The 21141-nt window shown below is 57.3% G+C and carries 12 protein-coding genes; 3 read left to right on the forward strand and 9 right to left on the reverse strand.

The genetic code is table 11. The features are described 5' to 3' along the window. Nucleotides 1-64: 64 nt before the first annotated feature. Nucleotides 65-529, reverse strand: coding sequence for a hypothetical protein (locus AB4Y96_RS00770; protein WP_441915010.1), 465 nt, complete (start codon nucleotides 527-529; stop codon nucleotides 65-67). 341 nt (nucleotides 530-870) lie between these two features. Here AB4Y96_RS00770 and AB4Y96_RS00775 point away from each other — a divergent pair, with 341 nt between their 5' ends. Next, entirely contained in the window at nucleotides 871-2127 is a 1257-nt protein-coding gene (locus tag AB4Y96_RS00775; RefSeq protein WP_441915012.1) for a D-amino acid dehydrogenase, read from the forward strand. A gap of 190 nt (nucleotides 2128-2317) precedes the next feature. Then, nucleotides 2318-2644, forward strand: coding sequence for an RcnB family protein (locus AB4Y96_RS00780; protein WP_091881100.1), 327 nt, complete (start codon nucleotides 2318-2320; stop codon nucleotides 2642-2644). Between the two features lie 266 nt (nucleotides 2645-2910). Here the strand turns inward: AB4Y96_RS00780 and pbpC are convergent, their stop codons facing one another. The 3 genes from pbpC to AB4Y96_RS00795 all read right to left on the reverse strand — a co-directional run bounded on the left by pbpC (nucleotide 2911) and on the right by AB4Y96_RS00795 (nucleotide 11448). Beyond that, a complete protein-coding gene (pbpC, locus tag AB4Y96_RS00785) occupies nucleotides 2911-4995 on the reverse strand; it encodes a penicillin-binding protein 1C (protein ID WP_441915014.1) in 2085 nt (694 codons plus the stop codon). Nucleotides 4996-5025: 30 nt separating this feature from the next. Continuing rightward, entirely contained in the window at nucleotides 5026-10473 is a 5448-nt protein-coding gene (locus tag AB4Y96_RS00790; protein WP_441915268.1) for an MG2 domain-containing protein, read from the reverse strand. 78 nt (nucleotides 10474-10551) lie between these two features. Then, nucleotides 10552-11448: a LysR substrate-binding domain-containing protein gene (locus tag AB4Y96_RS00795; protein WP_441915016.1), complete on the reverse strand. Its 897-nt coding sequence runs from the start codon at nucleotides 11446-11448 to the stop codon at nucleotides 10552-10554. A 111-nt stretch (nucleotides 11449-11559) separates the two neighbouring features. Between AB4Y96_RS00795 and AB4Y96_RS00800 the strand changes: the two genes are divergently transcribed. Beyond that, entirely contained in the window at nucleotides 11560-11751 is a 192-nt protein-coding gene (locus AB4Y96_RS00800; RefSeq protein ID WP_441915017.1) for a hypothetical protein, read from the forward strand. Nucleotides 11752-11819: 68 nt separating this feature from the next. On the opposite strand, the gene AB4Y96_RS00805 is transcribed toward AB4Y96_RS00800, so the two are convergent. The 5 genes from AB4Y96_RS00805 to fdhF all read right to left on the reverse strand — a co-directional run bounded on the left by AB4Y96_RS00805 (nucleotide 11820) and on the right by fdhF (nucleotide 21136). Continuing rightward, complete coding sequence (locus AB4Y96_RS00805) at nucleotides 11820-15074, reverse strand: autotransporter domain-containing protein (protein ID WP_441915019.1); 3255 nt, start codon at nucleotides 15072-15074, stop codon at nucleotides 11820-11822. Nucleotides 15075-15272: 198 nt separating this feature from the next. Beyond that, a complete protein-coding gene (locus tag AB4Y96_RS00810; RefSeq protein WP_441915021.1) occupies nucleotides 15273-16925 on the reverse strand; it encodes an OFA family MFS transporter in 1653 nt (550 codons plus the stop codon). A 149-nt stretch (nucleotides 16926-17074) separates the two neighbouring features. Then, a complete protein-coding gene (locus tag AB4Y96_RS00815) occupies nucleotides 17075-17326 on the reverse strand; it encodes a formate dehydrogenase subunit delta (RefSeq protein WP_091883704.1) in 252 nt (83 codons plus the stop codon). Continuing rightward, nucleotides 17319-18254 (reverse strand): formate dehydrogenase accessory sulfurtransferase FdhD, encoded by a 936-nt coding sequence (gene fdhD / locus AB4Y96_RS00820; RefSeq protein WP_091883701.1) that lies wholly within the window; start codon nucleotides 18252-18254, stop codon nucleotides 17319-17321. The genes AB4Y96_RS00815 and fdhD overlap by 8 nt, the downstream gene beginning before the upstream one ends. Before the next feature lie 2 nt (nucleotides 18255-18256). Then, nucleotides 18257-21136: a formate dehydrogenase subunit alpha gene (gene fdhF, locus AB4Y96_RS00825; RefSeq protein WP_441915023.1), complete on the reverse strand. Its 2880-nt coding sequence runs from the start codon at nucleotides 21134-21136 to the stop codon at nucleotides 18257-18259. Nucleotides 21137-21141 lie beyond the last annotated feature (5 nt).

Here is a 21141-nt window from a genome sequence, read left to right on the forward strand (position 1 = left end):
TGCGAGATTGCGAGAAATCGAGCAGGCTGTCCGTTCCATTAGGCCAATATCGGGTAGAGATATATCAATAGAGGCCGTCTGGAAGCCAGGAATCCAGATAGTCTTCCATAGGTCTTCCCGACATCACTGTTGAGACCCAAGCACGCCGCTCAAAATCGATGGGAATGAGTTCATAGGCGCAAGCCATGATGTCAGTTTTCGCAGATGAAAACTTTGGCACTCCTGAATATTCTGTCTGAGCCACGTATTGCATACAGACACATTCATTCGTCCACCATTGAGTCAAAAGAGACTTCGCACCGCTCCCATGGTGCAGAATAGCAAAACCGACCGAATAGTGCGGTGTATCATTCATTCGGGCAAGATTGACCTCGACGAAAACGCGGGCTGCCTCAACTAACTGCGGATCAAGGGCCAGTTTTTGTTCTGAAGCTTCCGCTGAAATTCCATAGACTTTAATCGCCCAATCAGGGAAGCGCCAAGTATCCAGACGTCCAAAATATCTTGGTGTGTATGTAGGAATTAGCACAATACATTCTCCAGATGCGAATATCGAAATGCCGCAGTTTGTTTGAAATGCCCACCGGGGATTTCAAAGGTTAGTCGCTCGCGGTAAATTTGACCATGGCGGGACACACGACCGGAGCCAGACGCGCGGATATTGTAGGCAACATCACAAGCTGAGAGCGGATGGGCGGCAGCGCATATCCCAAGCTCGGAAAGTACGCGCATTTTCCAAGATATTTCCGCGTATTCTTCAAGAATCCTCTGGAAAGAATTTTTGCGGCATCCCACAGTGCGAGTCACCCCTATGCTGATGTCTGCGAAGACACCGGCACATTTTGCATTGTATGAAGGAGCCCTGCGGCCATGAAAGTTCTCGTTCTTGGAAGTGGCGTCGTTGGCGTCACATCTGCCTGGTATCTGGCACAGGCAGGTCACGAGGTCACTGTGGTGGACCGGCAGCCCGGTCCGGCTCTGGAGACAAGCTTTGCCAATGCCGGCGAAATTTCACCCGGCTATTCATCGCCATGGGCTGGCCCCGGCGTTCCCATCAAAGCCATCAAATGGATGCTGATGCATTTCGGTCCCCTCGTCGTGCGGCCGAAATTTGATCCCTATATGGCGCTGTGGCTGGTGCGTATGCTGCGCAACTGCACGTCGGCACGTTATGCCCGTAACAAGATCCGCATGGTTCCCATCGCTGAATACAGCCGCGACTCGCTGCGCGATTTGCGGGCTGAGACCGGCATTAGCTATGATGAGCGCAGTCAGGGCACATTGCAGCTCTTCCGCAAACAGAGCCAATATGACGGCACATCAGGCGATATCGAAGTGCTCAAGCAGTTCGGCGTGCCCTATGAACTCCTTGACCCTGCTGGCTGTATTGCCGTCGAACCAGCCCTTGCCAATGTGCGCGAAAAATTTGTCGGCGGTCTACGGCTGCCCGGTGATGAAACCGGCGATTGCAAGATTTTCACGGAAAAGCTGGCCGCGCTTGCGGCTGAAAAGGGCGTTACCTTCCGCTTCAACACCACCATCACCTCAATCAACACCAGCGGCAACCGTATTGCCAGCGTTTCGACGGAGACGGAAGAACTGACAGCCGACGCCTATGTCGTCGCATTTGGCAGCTACTCGCCATTCCTCTTGCGCCGCATTGGCGTGCCCGTTCCTGTGTATCCGATCAAAGGCTATTCCATCACCGTGCCGATTGCCGATGCCACATGCGCACCTGAATCGACCGTCATGGATGAAACCTACAAGGTAGCCATTACGCGGCTCGGCGATCGTATCCGCGTCGGCGGCACTGCGGAAATCTCCGGCTATGATCTGACCCTGCGCGATGCGCGCAAGGCGACATTGCAGCATTCTGTCAGCGATCTTTTCCCCGGTGGCGGCGATCTGTCGAAAGCCACCTTCTGGAGCGGTCTGCGACCGATGACGCCTGATGGCCCGCCCATTATTGGTGGCGGCACCAAATATCAGAACCTCTTCCTGAACACCGGCCACGGAACGCTTGGCTGGACCATGTCCTGTGGTTCGGGCCGGGTATTGGCTGACATTGTGTCCGGTAAAACACCTGACGTTGACGCATCGGAACTCGGGATCAGCCGCTACGGCTGACGGTCCGGTTTATGCTCCCTTCTGYCTGCCAAGGTTGACTTTGCGGGCAGAAGACAGCGACGTCTCCATCAAGCTAACCCATTTAAAACATTACAAATTGTTTAGGTTCGCGTTCAGTTTTCATTCATCTCGCACCTCGTAAAACTGCATGGTGTTTCAAGATAACCCCTGCAACCGACGAGGAAACAACATGAAAAAGATCGCCCTGGCAGCCCTTGCCATTTCACTGATTGCAACGCCCGCAGCCTTTGCCCAGCAGCAGCAGGGTTATGGCCACCAACAGCAGGACCGTATGGTCAAGAAGCGTGTCATTACCGAACGCACTGTTGTGAAGAAGACGCGCTGGGTGCGTGGCCATCAGCTGCCCAACAACTACCGCCGCAATGTGGTGCGTGATTATCACCGCTATCACCTGAAGACACCGCCGCGCGGTTATCAGTGGGTCCGTGCAAACAATGACTATGTCATGGTCAGCATTGCATCCGGCATTATCGCATCGATGATTCAGGGCCGGTAGATACATGAGCCCCTCTATGTATGATCTGTAAAAACGAGCAGATCGACATAGGGGGTTCAAAGAACATTTTTGCGTGGTTCGACAGGCTCACCATGAGGGAGAGGGATGATGCAAAGGAGTCAAGTTCTGCAACCTTAGCGATCTACAACCTTAGCGATCTGCAACGTTGGTGATTAGCGTTGCATCCACACTCTCCCTCATGGTGAGCTTGTCGAACCACGAACCACGCGAAACCGTTGCCTGCAGCAGAAAAACCAGTGCCTGCTCTAGTTCACGAAGACCCGGACACTTGCAGCGCGCCCAACGGCATCAATAACAGTCAGGGTTGAATATCCCCCACCATCCGGCACCCATTGATTGTCGCGGCGGCGCGAGGTTTCCGGCAGAGGCTTGCCATTGGCCAGCCAGCGGAACGGTGCGCGGCCTCCCTGCAATTTCAGCACAAGCGGCGATAAGGCTCCACCTGATGTTGCGCCGAGTTCGACACGCGCACCTTCAGGCGGATAAATGATCTGCGGTGCAGGCTCACGCGTGGATGAGGCCAGAAGCCCGTTGGAGGTTCGGCTGAAACGCCGCTGGCTGATCGGCAATTCCGCCTGACTGATCCGAACGGCACCGCCCGGTGCCCTTGGCAGCGGCGTAACAGGAACACCGGATTTGACAAAGCCTTCGAACAGGATCGGCGCCGCTGTACCAAAACCGGTAATCCCCGGCACGGCGCCATTATCCGGACGGCCAACCCAGACACCGAGCACGTAGCTGCCATCAAAGCCGACGGACCATGCATCGCGATAGCCATAGCTCGTACCGGTTTTATAGGCGATGCCACGCTGCACTGCGCCAAGCGGCGGCATGACGCCTGATAGAATATCGGTCACATGCCATGCGGCAACCGGCTCCAGCAATGGTTCCGCCTCAATCGGCTGCGGCTTGCCCTGAATGCCATCCCCAAGCAGCACGGGTCTGCCGCGATTGGCAAGCGCCGCATAGAGCTGCACCAGATCTTTCAATGTAATGCCGACGCCGCCAAGACCAATCGCCAGTCCGGGCTCTTCATTGGCTGGGAGGACAGGTCTTACTTCGGCCCGGCGGAAACGCACCATCAACCGCGTCGGGCCAACGGCATCAAGCAGCCGGACCGCAGGCACATTTAGCGACAATTGCAGGGCCTGCCTTATGCTGACATCGCCCTGATAGCTCATATCGAAATTGCGTGGACGATAACCGAAGAAGTCGGACGGACGATCCTCGATGATCGTTTCCTGCGACACAAGACCATCCTCGAAGGCCAGACCATAGATGAACGGCTTCAGCGTCGATCCCGGCGAGCGCATGACGCGGGTCATATCAATCCAGCCGGAGCGGCTGGCATCAAAATAATTGGCTGAACCCACCTCACCGACGATTTCGCCGGTACGGGCATCAGCCATCACCATGGCAATCGATATCTTTGGGCCAAGCTTGCTGGCCGCATCCTTGGCAACCGCTTCAAGCCCTTGCTGGATCGGACGGCGCAGCGTTGTCTGGTGCCTGAGAATCTGCGGCTCCTTGCGCAAGGCGGCTTCGGCCAAATGCGCCGCATAAACAGGAAGTTGCAGGCGGCGGGATGGAATGGGTATCAGCCCGGCACGTTCTGCCTCGCCCTCGCCCACCACTTTGGCGACGGCCATGCGATCCAGCACGCGCTCGCGTGCGGTCTGTGCTGCAGCAAGATTGCGATCGGGTCGACGCTTCTCCGGCAATTGCGGCAGTGCCACCAGCAAAGCCGATTCAGCCACCGTTAAACGACGCGGTTCCTTGCCGAAATAGGCAAGGCTTGCCGCCCGGATACCCTCAAGATTACCACCATAGGGGGCATGGGTGAGGTAAAGGTCAAGAATCTGCGCCTTGGTCAATCGCCGTTCGATCTGTAGGGCACGAACCAGCTGGGCAAATTTCGCACTGAGTGAGCGCCCTTCGCGTGGTTCGATCAGCCGTGCCAATTGCATCGACAGGGTAGAGCCACCGGAGACAATGCGACCATTGCTTACCAGTTGCAGTGCCGCGCGCGCCAAGGCCTGCGGGTCAACGCCGCGATGCTGCCAGAAGCGTTGATCCTCATAGGCAACCAGCATACGGACAAATTGCGGATCGACATCGGCAGCTGTGGTCTGCAAGCGCCAGCGCCCTTCCGACGTGGCAAAGGCGCGGAGCAGCTGGCCATTGGCATCGACAACTTCTGGCGATACTTCCCGCGCCTGTTGCAATGGCGGCGGAAATTTTCTGTCTGCCAGGTCAAGGCCGAACGCAAGCACCGTCGCCACCACCAGATTGGCGGATATGCCGATACAAAATGTGCGCCACGTGATCATCGAATGAACCGACCTTGAGCAAAGACTCGCCTATTGCGCCGTTACAACCTCCATCCGGCCCGTTGCCGTGCGTGCGGAGAATTGCGGACGATACATGTCCTCGACACTGGCTGCCGGATGATCATAGGTTCCCGGCGTCACGGCACGCACCACATAAGCAAGCGTGATTTCCCTGTTATCGCCCGTATTGCGATCAAAGGCGGCGACGAAGCGATCACTGCGGAATTCCGTATGGGCGGCTTCTACTTCACCGATCCAGTCGAAATTCGACAGCTGTGCGCTGTTGACGAGACCCGGATTGTCGATCTCGAAACCGGCGGGCAGGAGATCGGTAATCAAGACACGCGACGGCCAGTTGTTGTTTTCAGTGACCTTGATAACCACAACATAACGCTCGTTCTGCTTGGCTTCGCTGACATTGGCCTCCGACCCATCCAGCGTGTAATAGCTGCGCTGGATGTTGAAGCCATCACCACCTGCGGGTAAAGGCTGGGCGGGTGCAGCAACTGTCGTCACCACGGCCGATATGGCTTCAGTCGATCCATTGGTGATGCTGACAGGCTGCGCGATCAACTCGTCGCCGGTCATACGCTGGGCATAGCCGCCCGTATGCGCCGCACCGTTGATGGTGAGCTTCAGATCATTGTCGCCGCTCTGAATGGCACGCGCGGCCAGTAGCATCCATGTCTGCTCCTGCGTACTGGTATAGAGCTTGCGCTCCCATTCCTTGGCAACAATCTGCGACAATTGCGGAATGATGGCCGGAACCGGACGGCTTTCGGCCGCCAATGCCAGAACCGCCGCATCATCACGCAGGGACGAACCATAATCGGAACGCACAAGGCTGACATTGGTGGCCTTGGTCGACATTTGCAGCGAGTTGGTGAAGATGCTCTGCGAGCGCTGCGCATCCCCATAAAGCGCCAGAGCAGCGGCCAGATGAGCACGCGACAATGGCGTGGGGAATTCCGACAGCTTCGTATCGGCATAGTAGCGCAGGTCACTCACAGCCGCCTTGCGGTTGCGGGCGAGAACATAGAGTGCATAGGCAATCTGGTTGCCCTGATCCTTGACATTCACGTCATAGCTCAGTGAATTCTGCAGATTTTCCAGTGCCTGTACGAGCGCCTTCTCAGGCACGTCATATTTCTGCTCGCGTGCCCGCGTCAGGAAATCGGTGACATAGGCATCAAGCCAGAGATCGCCGGAACCGGGCGCCCACAGACCGAAACTGCCCGTCGATGACTGGTAGGACAGCACGCGGAAGATGGCATCCTGCACCCGCTTCTGCACATCGCCATCTTCGGCAAGACCCGATTGTTTAGCCATTTCGCTGAGATAAAGCAGCGGCATGGCACGGCTGGTGGTCTGTTCGGCGCAGCCATAGGGGTAACGGTCGAGCGTCATGAGCAGGCCCGGTATATCGAAGGCCGATGAACGCGATACATTGAGACTGACCGATGCGCCTTGCAAAAGACTGCTCGCCAGCAATTCGCGGTCAATTTTCAACGTGCTGTTGGGTGCAATCTTGATCGGATTGCGCAGCGTGATCGGCAGTGATGCCGGCCGCACCGGAATGTTGAGAGATTGTTCAAGCGAAATGCCTGAGGCATTCGAGAGTTTGACCGAGACAACGCCGTCGCCCGGTTCACGGCCGTTAAGTGGCAATGTCAGATCGAACTTGCCGCCAGCCGTCAGCTTGACGGTTTGGGCAGCGGACTGCTGATCCACAGCCACTGCCTGATTGCTCGTCACCTGCAACTGATAATCGCCTGCCGGTGCATCCGTATTGGCGATATCGAGCCGTAGTGCGGCCTTGTCTCCGGGTGCGAGGAACTTTGGCAGGCTCGCCGTCACCACAACAGGGTCGCGGATGATGACATCCTTGCTGGCATGGCCAACGCCCGCCTTAGACCAGGCAACAGCCATGACGCGCGCAGTTCCGTTGAACTGCGGAATATCAAAGCTCACATTGGCTTTGCCTTCCGCATCGACCTTTACCGGGCCGGAGAAGAAAGCAACCAGTTTTTCTGTGGGCGGGCTGCCCTGCAATGGCATCTGCGCGCCATCACCACCGGTGCGCAACCGGCCTGCCACGCCCTGCGAGCCGTCAATGAGACGGCCATAGAGATCACGGATTTCAAGGCCGAGCTGGCGCTGGCCAAAATACCAGTTGTCGGGATTGGGCGCTTCATAGCGGGTGAGATTGAGGATACCGACATCAACGGCGGCCACCGTAACATAGGCCGTGTCACCAACGCCCGCACCGGTCACCTGAACGGGAATGTTCAGCGGCTGGCGTGGCAGGGTCTTTTCTGGTGTATCCAGCTTCACCGCAAGATTGCGGTCGCCCGGATTGACACCCAGCCATTTCACGCCGATGGCGCGCATCGGCATATGGCTGTCCCGATCATTGCCCGGACGGAACAGCGTCGCCGTGACATAGGCCCCGGCGCCCCAATCGGCAGTGACAGGAATTTCCACCTCGCCACCTTCCGCAGGAATGCTTGCACGCTTCGTCGTCAGCAGGTTTTCAGCGCCGACCGTCACCAGAAGTTCACCGGCAAAACGCGGCGATACTTTCAATTTGGCCGTATCGCCGGGAGCATAGTTCTGCTTGTCGAGCGCGATCTCAAGGCCATCAGGCGTTTCGGTCGACGTGGCGGCAACATAATATCCGGCATCGAACTCGACGCTGGATGTAGGCCCGTCCGCTTCTGCTGTTTCCACCTCAAGCCGGAAACGGCCCCAGGTAACAGGGACGGAAATCTCCGAGCCCTCAGCCGTTGCATCAACAGTGCCGTTGGAGATGAGTTTTGTCGAAACGATCGGCTCATATTTCCATGAGTTTCCATCGCGATACCATTGATAGTTGCGCTGGACGCTGACAAGTTTCCAGCTCAAGCCATTCATCGCCTGTTTCTGACCATTATTGTCAACGCCGATGATGTGGAACTTGCCGACGGAATTTTCGGCGAGATCGCCATCGAATTCCGGTTTGATGCCGATCTTCGAGCCTTGCGATTTCACCGGCAGGGTAAGGGTGCGCTCAATGGCACGGCCACCGGCTTCCTGCATACGCACGACAATATTGGCATTCAGCAATTGCGTTGTTGAAGGCACCTCATTCAGCGTGACATCGAATGTCGTCTTGCCGTTCTCATCAAGCGCCTGCAAATCCTCCAGCGGAATGCGTGTGTCCTCATTGGCCTGTTCATCGGCCAGACCGAAACGATAGCCTTTGAAGTTGGCATCCTCATGCGTCGGCTTGAGGCTGACTTCACCTTCAAGATTGAGGCCCGCTGCCGGTGCGCCATAGAGGAAACGGCCATCAACCGTAACTGGCGTCGGCGCACCTACCGCGACCGACTTGGCTTCGCTGGTCAGGTCGAATTCGATCCTATCAGGAACGAAGTCTTCAACCATGAAGGATTTTTCGGCGATCGGCGAAGCTTTGGGGTCCGTATAGATCTGCATGTTCCATGTGCCGCGCATGGCGTTTGCCTGCAGCACCAGATCGAGCATATGGCCGCCAAGCTCAGTACCGGCGCTGACCTTACGGCGATCTTCCACACCATCAGGACGCTTGAAGACAAAGGTCAGCGGCAGGTTTTCGATGGCATTGGCGCTGATATCGCGGGCAAGTGCTGCCGCATGCACAGTTTCACCGGCGCGGTAGATACCGCGTTCCGTCCACGGAAGCACGTCAATTGCACCGGGGGCCGTGCGACCGGTCACGCCGCGATCCGAAAGGTCAAAGCCCGCCCGCGTCATGTCGAGGAACACATAATCCGCATCGCCATTCTTGGCGGTGATGACGGCGGGCGTCATGGCAGCAGTGCCGCGCAGCAAGCCCGCGGTGAATGTCGCGCGGCCATCCGTATCGGTGATAGCAGTGCCAAGAACTTCATTGTTCTTGGCCAGAAGCTGCAACTCAACGCCTATCAAAGGTTGAGCGCTTGCCAAAGACCGGGCGAAAACATTGAGGCCATCCGTGCCGGTATAGGTGGAAAGCCCGATATCGGAAACGACAAACCACTGGGTCGCCTGTGAATCCCACTCATTGGTATGAGCGTCGGTTGAGACTGCGGTCAGAACGTAGACGCCAGGCTTGCGCTGCGGCAACGCTTCGTCCACGGGGAAACTGGTAACCACGTCCTTGTTGAGATCGGACTGGATATCAATCGCGCCCTGCCAGACCAGTTCGCCGGATTCATCCTGCAATTTCTGGGCGTTATAACCATCAATCTGGGTGAGAAACTGCGAGCTGGTAAGCAGTGAAGCAATGCCGCGATCACCAATGCGGTAAAGCTTCAGATTGGCGCTGGTGGTATTAACAGAGACAATCGGAATGCCACGGCGGGCGGTGCTCGGCAGCACAAAGCTGTCGCCGGTAAAGCGCACCATGGCCGAGCGATCCTTGACGTAAATGTCGAGATCAACCTGACCTTGCAGCGGTTCACCCACCGAAGATGGCAGACCCGCGCGCAAGGCGAGCTTATAGCGCTGGCCGTGATTCAGACCCTCTACGCAAATCTCGCTGCCCTTGGCTTCAAGACCTTTGGGCGCTGCTCCATCCAGTGTTACGAATGGCGCGTAGTCCGTTCCCATTTTAACCAGCGGCTCGGAAAACTGCACGCATGCCCGCGCCGTTGCACTGTCCGCATCGATGGTGTGGTTGATGACCCGGAAGCCCTGACGAGCCTTCAGATCGACATAGGCAGCCTTGACAGTTTTCGCATCGACAAGTTCGAGGCTGGCCTTGTAGGCATTCAGCGCCGCGCGATAATTCTGCGCGTTTTGCAGCGAAGCCGCCAGCACAGCCAACGCATCGGCGCGGCTCTGGGTGGTGCGGGTTAAAAGATAACCATTATAGGCGGCAAGCGCGGCCTGACCGGCAATATAGGTGTTCTTGTCGGCGCGATTGGCAGCGAGAGCGGTTTCAATCCACAGATCCGCATCATCGGGCGACACGGCAAGCGCGCCTTTGAAGGCATTAAGCGCATTTTCAATATTGCCAGCGGCCAGTTCAGCCCGTGCGGTAGCCTTCAGCCCGTCCGCGCCCTCTGCCTTCTGCGCGTCCGTCAAGGCAAGACGCGCCTTAACCTGCCGGGCATCCTGCACAAGCTGGTCGGAGAGAAAAGCCAGTCTTGTCGGCGCGCCGATATCCGGCTCGACGGTGGTTTCAACAACCTTGCCGGCGATGGCACCGGGGAAACTGTGCAACTGGTTGAAGTCAGACTTCATGAAGCACCATTTCACCTTGGGATTATAGGTGAAGGCTTTGCACGTTGATTCAGCCAGACAGACAGCCTCGCACTGCTCAAGGGTCACATCCTCTTCAGTGCGCAGGTCAAACCCGAAATAGTCGCCGTCCTTGGTGGTGACAATGTCGCGATTCGTTTCGGCAGCGCCAACGGGTGCGCCGGAAACCAAGGCAGAGAGAAGAAAAACTGAAAATCCGATAACCGCGCGCATAGACATGTAGTCCTCCCCAACGCAACCCGTCTGGTGGTGAGCCGCACTCTTCAAACTTCGGTATAACTTGTCAACAGATCATGCGGTCGGAGCGCGGTCGTCCAAGGCGATTTCCGTGCGTATCCATGCCTGAAAATGCTGCATTTGCAGCGTCGGCTTGCGGTTTTTCGGGGAAACCAGCCAATAGGCAATATTTGAAGGCACACGCAGCGGAAATGGCGCAACCAGACGCCCATCGGCCAACGCATCCTCCACAAACAATTCCCAGGCCAGCATGATGCCCTGCCCGCTGATGGTTGCTTCAACCGCGAGCCACGGGTCGGAGAAAGTGGGGCCATCAAAGGATAGCGGACCACCCAGACCCGCCGCCATCTGCCATTCATCCCAGCTGAACATAGGATTTTCGTAACAGATGATCGGCTGGCGGAAAATATCGGCGGGTCCCGTCAGGCGTTCGGCGAAGGTACGCGTGCAGACCGGAAACATCTTTTGCGGCAACAGGCATTCAGGTGCCCCATCGTGCCAATCACCATTGCCGAGCCGGATGGCCAGATCGATATCGGAGTTTTTCAGGTCAAGAATGCCCGGGGAAGGATCAATGCGAATCTTCATATCCGGATGTGCGGCGCGCAAACGACCAAGCCGTGGCACCAGCCATTTTGAGGCAAAAGTCGGGGCCACGGAAAGAAGCAGGGTCTGCTCAACCCCATCCGCCATGGCGACAGCGCGCGACAGATGCTGGAACCCCTCTTCCAGTCGGGCAATGAACCCCTTGCCGAAAAAGGTGGGAACGAGCCCTGCCCGCGTCCGGTCAAAGACCGTGTGACCAATCTGCGCTTCGGTGCGGATCAACTGCTGGCTGACGGCGCTGACTGAAACGCCAAGTTCTGCCGCCGCCTTAGGCAGCGATCCCAGCCGCCCGATGGCCTCAACAGCACGCAGACCATTGATGTGAACCCTGTTCAAATTCTTCATGATGCGATTTACTCATCAAGATTTTCTAAACTCTGATATCGCCATTCTTGATTGATGATAGCAATAAACCCAATCAGAATAGCACATTCCTCCAATCATGGGAGCCGTGTTATGAAGATTTTCTGGCTAACAAAGTGGTGTGCGGAAATCCTTGGCCTGTTCCGCCCCAACCGGAGTGTTCCCGACGAAGTTGCAGCTGACCATTGGCGCCGGGACCCACTGTCCCATCCGGCCTTGCAGGCAATGTGCCTTGATGAGTTAGCTGATCTGCCATTCGATCCGCGCAGGCTTCGCAGTTGCTGATTTTAAAAAGAAAAGCCCCGGAAGCATTCCGGGGCAATCCTGTTCATGAACAGATTGGATCGACTGAGCTAGAATCGTACAGTCAGATCGGCTTTGACGGCGTTGTCATGGCTCTGGCTGGAAAACTGGCCGGTATAGCTAACACCAAGCGTGGTGGCCTTGCCGATACCAAAATCCAGTCCCGCCTCGACGAGCGCAGTGTCCTCAGCTACCGGCAGACCATCAACAGAGAAGGCATTGCCACCGGAGAAGGCCAGCGAGGCTTCCGGTGTGGTATCGCCAAAAGCATGTCGCCAACCCGCCATGCCGCGGGCGGTGAGGACAGTCGTATCGCTCATGATGAAGCGATGCGAGGCCCTGAGCCCAAGAGTTGTCGTGGTCAGATCAGTCGTGTCTGACCGCCCCGACAACGCGGTGATACCGCCGGTTTCGGTAAAGCCATCGGTCTTTAGATGCGTATAGGCAACTGCGGCAAAGGGTTCGAATGCAGCATAGGCTGTATCGATCTGGTAGGCTGCCTCACCAAACACCTGCACCGATTTTGCCGAATAATCTGCCGTATTGTTGTCATTGATACCGCTGAAGACGACCTTGCGGCGCGTATCGATCTCATGATGGGCAAGGCTGGTGCCAAAGCTCAATGTCAGCGCATCGATTTTGGTGCCGCCATAGACACCGACCTGATAGGTATCGGCAGAGGCACGGCCACGATCCGTATGAACAGATGTGTTGCCATAACCGGCCAAGAGACCAAAGCGCCACGTATCGGCAATCACCCCGTCAAACCCGGTTACGAAACCGCCGGTATTGCGGCTATAGGCGGATGCATTGCCATTGCTGTCAACATCGCTCCATGAGCCAGAGGCTTCGCCCCACAGCGCTGTTGTTGGAGTAGCAGGTTCGACAGAAGCAAAGGCCGCACTCCCCTTCTTCTGGTCGGGACCGTAAGCCAGAACCGGCATCGCTGACTTGCTGCTTGCCGTATCGCCAAAGGCAGCCCGGATACGATTGCTCGCGGCATCGCGGACAAACTTGCCATCCTCGGCCAGAATGCCTTTCAGTGAGGCATGGACTTCTCCGGAGAGGGCGTCGAAGTAGGCAGGCAGGTTCTCGCCAAGTCTGGTGACGGCTATGGTGTTATAGAGCGGATTGCCAAGTCCAAGGCTTTCGACACCGGTTGCCGCTGCCTTCTGGTTCTTGGTCCGTCCGGCATCGGCGAAGGAAAGTCCGTTTTGTGACAGAGTGACATTCACATCATTGGCGTTATAGGAGAGCGCTCCACCAATGAAATAATATTGGGGTAGAACCGTATCAAACTTTCCCTCCCTGCTACCAAAAGTGACGATCTTATAGCTCTTGTTGAGCAGAGCTAGCGTTTCGGCAGGCGAAAGGGCCTCGGTGCCGTTCTCGGCAGCAATGATAACCACACCTCCCAATAAATGGATCTCTCCCTTCACGTCCAAAACATCTGGTGTTCCATTCGCCCCCAGCTGGATAACCAAGCCGCTGCCCTTGTCGAAGCTGGCATCTCCAGCCACATGCAGCGTGCCGACGGAATTGCCCGGCGCAACGATACCACCCGCATGCACGCCGAGGCTGCCGACCGTGCCAATGCCGCCAAGCGCACCGTTGTTATTGACTGAAACAACCGAAGCAATGCTGCCATCAACAGCGAGCAGGCCACCATTGATCTGGGTGTCGCCCGTATAGGTGTTGGTTCCGGTAAGACGCAATGTTCCGGTGCCGGATTTGATCAGACTGCCGAAATACTGGCGCGTTTTGAACGCCTCGTCGCGCGCGGTTTTGGTGGTATATTCAGTCCTGTCCGCATCGCTTGCATTGGCAGGCAGGCCATTCTGCCAGCCCTTTGTAGTTTTGGTCGTTTCCCATTCATCGTGTTCGGCCTTGTCTTCGGTCTGCCGGGCACGAATCGCCACATCGGAAATATTATTGCTCCAGCTATCGCTCACACCGGCGCCCAGATTGGCATCGAACCGGCCAAGGAACTGGCCGGGGCCGTTCATCGCCTTGTTCAGATCGACAAGTCCCCAGCCGGTCACGGCATTGGGTACCTGTGCGGTGCCGGGAACGACGGGTGTGCGCGAGCGCGTGCCCGTCGTCGGAGCGACGTCAGGGCTTGCAACCATATTCTGCGCCGTTGTGAACAGCACCGACAGTGCCTGTTCATTGGTCATATAGGGGAACCGTTGCATGATCAGCGCCAGCGCGGCGGAAGCATGGGGTGCAGCGGCCGATGTGCCGTTAAAACCATTGCTCAAACCACCATTGGTATCCGTCGTTTGCACAATGGTCGGCGCCATGATGCACCAGTATTTTGCAATGCCGCACCGATTGTAAATCTGGTCTTTCTGGTTGTTGGCAAAACCGGTTGTCGTCATCCAGTGGCCTTCAAGCTCCGGACGAAAATAGGGCAGCGAACCGCGCAGACTGGCATTGTCATAGCCGGAATTGCCCGCGCTGAAATTGTTGATAATGCCTTCCTTGCCGTTCTTGTCCGTTGAGGCTCTCGCGGCTCCCTCGATCCAGGTATTCTTGCCGTCATATTGCTGATAGGCGGCGAACAGTTTTGCCAGAGTGGAATAGTTCTGGTCCGCTGGCTGGCTGCCCCAGCTATTGCTGATAATGCGCACATCCTGCGCTGCTACAGCGTCGTAAACCGCGGCGAGATAGCTCGCCGACGATTTTGGAAAGGCAGCTTGAGGGGCTGGACCGAAAAGCAGGGCATCGGTTGCATTGGTATTGCCGACATAGATGTCCGCATCAAACGCCACGCCCTGCACACCTGTGCCATTGCGGGCGGCGCTGATAACGCCTGTTACCTTGGTGCCGTGGCTGTCATTGACGCCGCTGATCCAATTGCCGGAAACACCATCGGGATTGTTTGGATCTGGTGCGGCATTGGGGTCCTTGGCGAAAACCGCGTGATATCTGGAAGTCGGAGAAAATTCCGAATGCGGGTTGTAGAACCCCGAATCAACAATACCGATCTTGACGCGCTTGCCTGTGGTCGCGTCATAGCCGGTAATGCCGCGGGCATAGGCATATTCGGCCTTCATGGCGCCGACGCCCCAATTTGCCTGAAATTCCTTGTCGGCCCGCCATGTTGCGGCTGCCGCCTCAAGATCACTGGTCTTTGATCCATCGGCATTGACGTAAATCGCATTCGCCTGCTGCGCGTGAGCGCCTGAGCACGCCGCTGCAATCAGGAACGCCGTAGAGGCGGTGCTGAGAAGATAGTGGCGATACTTGGCGAAGAGGTCTGGACGTGCGGATGCAATCGTCCCTGTGGTACGGAAAGACATGGAATCTGGCCCCCCAGTTTCATCGTGAAAAATAAAATTCGGAAAAGTAGCGAGCAAATAGTTGGGTAATAGAGTTACAACCACTAGCAGCAGTCAAGTGGAAAAATATTTCAACCGAGGTTTTCCGCACGTCTTTTTGCTGTCGATGAAATAAAAACAGGCCCCGCGAACGGAGCCTGTTTTTTGCTTGGCATGGCTTTACCGGAACAGGATCACTGCCTGTTGCAGCGTGACCCAGACACCCCATAAAATGGGGATACCCACTGCCGCCCATGCGAGTGCGGCTTTGGCATCCAATCCGCCATGGCCAATACCGAAGGAGCCGGTTGCGCCCGCATCTGCTGTCTTGGTCTTGGCCTGAAGCGCCGCGACCTCGGCGTCGGACATGAACCATTTTGATGCCAGCGGGCGGACAAAGAAGTTGGCGATGAAGCCGAGCGCCAGCATGCAGGCAAGGATATACATGGTGCGGTCATAGACCTGATCACGCGGCACGCCTGCGCTGATCTGGAACTCGCGAATATAGTTGACCACAACCGGTCCCACGATACCCGCCGTTGCCCAGGCGGTGAGCAGACGGCCATGGATGGCGCCGACAAACTGCGTGCCGAAAATATCGGCGAGATAGGCAGGTACGGTGGCAAAGCCGCCGCCATACATGGACAGGATCACGCAGAAAATGCCGACAAACAGCGCCTGACTGCCCATGTGGGCGGCGGTTGGTGCCAGCGCGTAAAGCACGATGCCGAGGGCAAAGAAGGTAAAATAGGTGGCCTTGCGGCCGATGCGATCGGAGAGTGAGGCCCAGAAGAACCGCCCGCCAATGTTGAACAGCGAAAGCAAACCGGCAAAGCCTGCAGCAATCGAAGCGATGGCGGTTTTCTGGCCCGCATCAAGCTGGGTGAAGCTGACATCCGGCAGGCCAATGAGCTTGCCCGCGAAGATTTCCTGCAACATGGGTGAAGCCATGCCGATCACGCCGATACCGGCTGAAACGTTGAGGCAGAGCACGGCCCAGATCAGCCAGAACTGTTTGGTCTTGTGGGCATCGCGCAGATGCACATGGCGGGTGGTGATCATCGCCCTGGCATCGGTTGGTGGTGTCCATCCCTCGGGACGCCAGCCTGCGGGCGGAATGCGATAGCCAAAGGCACCAGAGATCATGAAGACGAAGTAACCCGCTGCCATAACGAGAAATGTCTGCCAGACACCGACGGAATCGGGCGTCTTGAAGTGGTTCATCAGAAGGTTGGCCAGTGGCGCGCCGATCATGGCACCGCCGCCAAATCCCATGATGGCCATGCCGGTTGCCATACCGCGACGATCAGGAAACCATTTAATCAGCGTGGAAACCGGAGAAATATAGCCAAGTCCGAGGCCGACACCACCGATGACGCCAGCACCAACCCACATCAGCCAAAGCTGGTGGGTGATAACGCCGATGGCAGCCAGAACCATGCCGCCGCACCAGCAGAGCGCCGAGACCACACCGGCCTTGCGCGGCCCTGCCCGCTCCAGCCAGCCACCCCATATGGCGGCGGAACAACCGAGAAGCACGAAAAACAGGGTGTAAATCCAGCCGAGATCACTGACACGCCAGTCGCAGTTTGTCGTGAACAGGGCAGTTATCAGGTTGAGATTGGCACACGCCGCCGGATCGCTGCCAATGGCGCGCGACAGAGGTAGCCAGAAGACGCTGAAACCATAGGCCATACCGATGCAAAGATGGATGGCAAGTGCTGCGGGTGGCACCAACCAGCGGTTGAACCCCGCTTTGGCGACGATACGCTCGCGATCAAGTATGCCGGGATTGCCATAGGCACCCCGCTCCGTCCTGTCAGTTGCTGACATGTGAATTCCTCCTCCAAGCCCCAATTTATGTTCTGGTATTTTAGTTTCTGGATAGTCTTTGGATAGCGCTATTTTCGTTGATTAACAGCACAGAATGCCCCTGCCGAAGGGGCCGAGGCGTACATAGAAGTTTCAACCATTGGAAAAGGTCAGACCGGGGTTGCAGCAGGCTTGCGGATGTGCGCGGACGCCTCGACCACCAGCGGATCAAGGCCGTTGTCTTCCTTTTCCAGAATGGCAAAAAGCTGGGTGCGCATGCGCGGTTCCCAGAAATTGTTGATGTGTCCGGCTACCCCTTCCACCGCCTCGCTCTTTGGCTGGGTGTGAAAGAATGTGGCGATCTGATTGGCCATATAAACCAGCTTGTCGGCAGTTGATTGCCGGTGACTATCATTATCCATATTGCACCAATCGAACTGTTGGACTTTGCACAAGGGTTGATGAAGCGGCATCCGCATTGGGCTTTGCCGCAGCCATAGGCTCTCCGGGCGTTACGGCCACCTGATGAACAGCAACGGGAATGCGCTCGGGCCGGGTGAACACGTCAAATTCGTCGCCGCGCACCAGCGCAACCAGCGTCATGCCCGCCGCCTGCGCGGTACGAACAGCAAGCGCGGTTGGCGCGGATACTGCAATCAGCACGGATGCGCCGATGATCGCGGCCTTCTGCACCATTTCGATGGAAACGCGGCTGGTAATGACAACAGCACCCGACGCGCCACTGATACCGGAACGGCAAAGCGCTCCGGCCAATTTGTCGAGCGCATTGTGGCGGCCGACATCCTCGCGTGCCGCAACAATACCCTTGCCGGGAACATAGAAGCCCGCCGCATGCACAGCGCCGGTTTCATTGTGCAGGGGTTGAAGCGGCGACAGCAGCCGGACGGCCTGCGCCAGATCGTCAGGCGACAGGTTCAGCTGCGTCCCATCAACGGAGGCCACGGGTTTCAGCGCCTGTTCGATGGATTCAATACCGCAGAGGCCGCAACCGACAGGGCCTGCCATGCGGCGGCGGCGGTCGGTGAGGTCTTGTCCCGCTTCATCGGCCAGAAGCAGCTGGATATCGATGCCCTCGCCATGGTCTTCAATGGCGATCTCGCTGATCTCGCCAAGCTGGCTGATAATGCCTTCGGAAAGACTGAAGCCGACAGCAAAATCCTCGATATCGGCAGGGCTTGCCATCATCACCGCATGGGTCGTGCCGTTATAGCTGAAAGCGATGGGCGTTTCCTCCGGCACCATCCGGCTATCCGTCGCATAGACAGACCCATCGCCTTTACGGCGACGGGTTATGCGCGGCACCTGCAGCCGCGTTTCACGCACGCTCATCGTTATTCCGCCGCATCCAGAGTCTGGACAATGCGCCTGCTCTGGCGGGCCTGCTCGTCATATTTGACCTGCCAGTCGCTCGGCCCGTTGGACGCGCCAACCTGCACCGCCGTGACCTTGTATTCCGGGCAGTTCGTCGCCCAGTCGGTAAAGTCGGTGGTGATGACGTTGGCCTGCGTCGTCGGATGGTGGAAGGTCGTATAGACGACACCCGGTGACACACGATCCGTGATCAGAGCGCGCAAAGTGGTTTCACCGGAGCGGCTGGTGATTTTCACCCAGTCACCATCGCGTACACCGCGCTGTTCGGCATCGTGCGAGTGAATTTCCAGCCGGTCTTCCTCGTGCCAGACGACATTATCCGTGCGGCGTGTCTGTGCACCGACATTGTACTGCGAGAGGATACGTCCGGTGGTGAGAAGCAGCGGGAAGCGCGGGCCGGTGCGCTCGTCGGTTGCCACATATTCGGTGCGTACGAACTTGCCCTTGCCACGGGCAAAGCTTTCAATGTGCATGATGGGTGTGCCCAAGGGCGCCTTTTCATTGCACGGCCACTGAACGGAACCTTCCTTGTCGAGAAGCTCATAGGAAACACCGGCAAAGCTTGGCGTCGTCAATGCGACTTCATCCATGATCTGCGACGGATGAGTGTAGTTCCAGTTGAGGCCCATGGTCTGGGCCAGCGTCTGGGTGACTTCCCAATCGGCAAAGCCGTTCTTCGGGCTCATGACTTTGCGCACGCGGTTGATACGCCGCTCGGCATTGGTGAAGGTGCCGTCTTTTTCGAGGAAGGTAGAACCGGGCAGGAAGACGTGGGCGTAATTGGCAGTCTCGTTGAGGAAGAGATCGTGCACCACAACGCATTCCATGGCGGCAAGGCCAGCGGCTACGTGTTTTGTGTCAGGGTCGGACTGAAGAATGTCCTCACCCTGAATATAGATGCCCTTGAATGTGCCATCGACGGCAGCATCCAGCATGTTCGGGATGCGCAGGCCGGGTTCATCCTGCAACTTGACACCCCAGAGCTTGTCGAAAATATCACGGGTTGCTTCGCCCGAAACGTGGCGATAGCCGGGCAACTCGTGCGGGAACGAACCCATATCGCAGGAGCCTTGGACGTTGTTCTGGCCACGCAGCGGGTTCACGCCAACGCCCTTGCGGCCGATATTGCCGGTTGCCATGGCAAGGTTGGCAATGGCCATGACGGTCGTTGACCCTTGACTGTGTTCGGTGACGCCAAGGCCATAATAGATCGCGCCATTGCCACCGGTGGCGAAGAGCCGGGCTGCTTCACGCAGGGTCTGCGGCGATACACCGGTCAGTTGCTCAATGGCTTCGGGGCTGTGCTCAGGTTCGGACACAAAAGTCGCCCAATCCTGAAACTCATCCCAGTCGCAGCGCTCGCGAATGAACTGCTCGTCGAACAGACCTTCCGTTACGATCACATGGGCAAGCGAGGTGACAACGGCAACATTGGTGCCGGGACGCAGCGGCAGATGATGAGCGGCAGCGACATGGGGCGAGCGCACGAGATCGGTACGGCGCGGATCGATAACGATCAGCTTGGCACCCTGACGCAGGCGCTTCTTCAACCGCGAGGCAAAGACCGGATGACCATCGGTCGGGTTGGCACCGATAACGATGACGACATCGGTATGCTCAACACTGTCGAAATCCTGTGTACCGGCTGACGTGCCGAACGTTTTGTTCAGGCCATAGCCGGTCGGCGAATGGCAGACGCGGGCGCAGGTATCGACATTGTTATTCCCGAAACCGGCGCGAACCAGCTTTTGCACGAGGTAGGTTTCCTCATTGGTGCAGCGTGATGAGGTGATACCGCCGATGGAATTGCGACCATACTGGTACTGGATGCGGCGGAACTCATTGGCGACATGCTTGTAGGCCTCTTCCCATGAGACTTCGCGCCATGGATCGGAGATCTTTTCGCGGATCATGGGGTTGAGGATGCGATCCTTGTGGGTGGAGTAGCCATAGGCAAACCGGCCCTTGACGCAGGAATGGCCGCGATTGGCCTTGCCATCCTTATAGGGAACCATGCGCACCAGCTCTTCACCGCGCATCTCGGCCTTGAACGAGCAACCGACGCCGCAATAGGCGCAGGTGGTGACCTTGGAATGCTCGGGCTGGCCGATCTGGATAACCGACTTTTCCGTTAGCGTGGCTGTCGGGCAAGCCTGAACGCAGGCGCCGCAGGAAACGCACTCGCTGTCGATGAAATTCTCGTGCATACCGGGCGAAACGCGGCTGGAGAAACCACGGCCCTCAATGGTGAGCGCAAATGTGCCCTGCACTTCCTCACAGGCCCGCACGCAGCGCGAGCAGACGATGCATTTGGCCGGATCGTAGGTGAAATAAGGATTGGATTCATCCTTGGGCATCCAGCGGTCATTCGCGACGTTATCGGCCTTGGCGAAGACGTGGTTGTCGCCCTCATAGCCATAGCGCACATCGCGCAGGCCAACGGCACCGGCCATATCCTGCAATTCGCAATCGCCATTGGCGGCGCAGGTCAGGCAATCCAGCGGATGGTCAGAAATATAAAGCTCCATCACGCCCTTGCGGATATCTTTCAGGCGCGAAGTTTGCGTGTGGACGACAAGCCCCTGCATGGCGGGTGTGGTGCAGGAGGCAGGCGTGCCATTGCGGCCTTCGATCTCGATCAGGCAAAGACGGCAGGAACCGAATGCATCGACCATATCGGTGGCGCAGAGTTTTGGAATCTGAATACCCGCTTCCATCGACGCGCGCATGATGGAGGTGCCTTCGGGAACGGTCACCTCGTTGCCATCGATGGTCAGGGTGATCATCTTCTCGGATTTGGAGGCCGGCGTGCCGAAATCAATTTCATGAATGAGGGACATGTCTG

It is taken from the genome of Phyllobacterium sp. TAF24, assembly GCF_052113785.1.
Classification (GTDB): domain Bacteria; phylum Pseudomonadota; class Alphaproteobacteria; order Rhizobiales; family Rhizobiaceae; genus Phyllobacterium.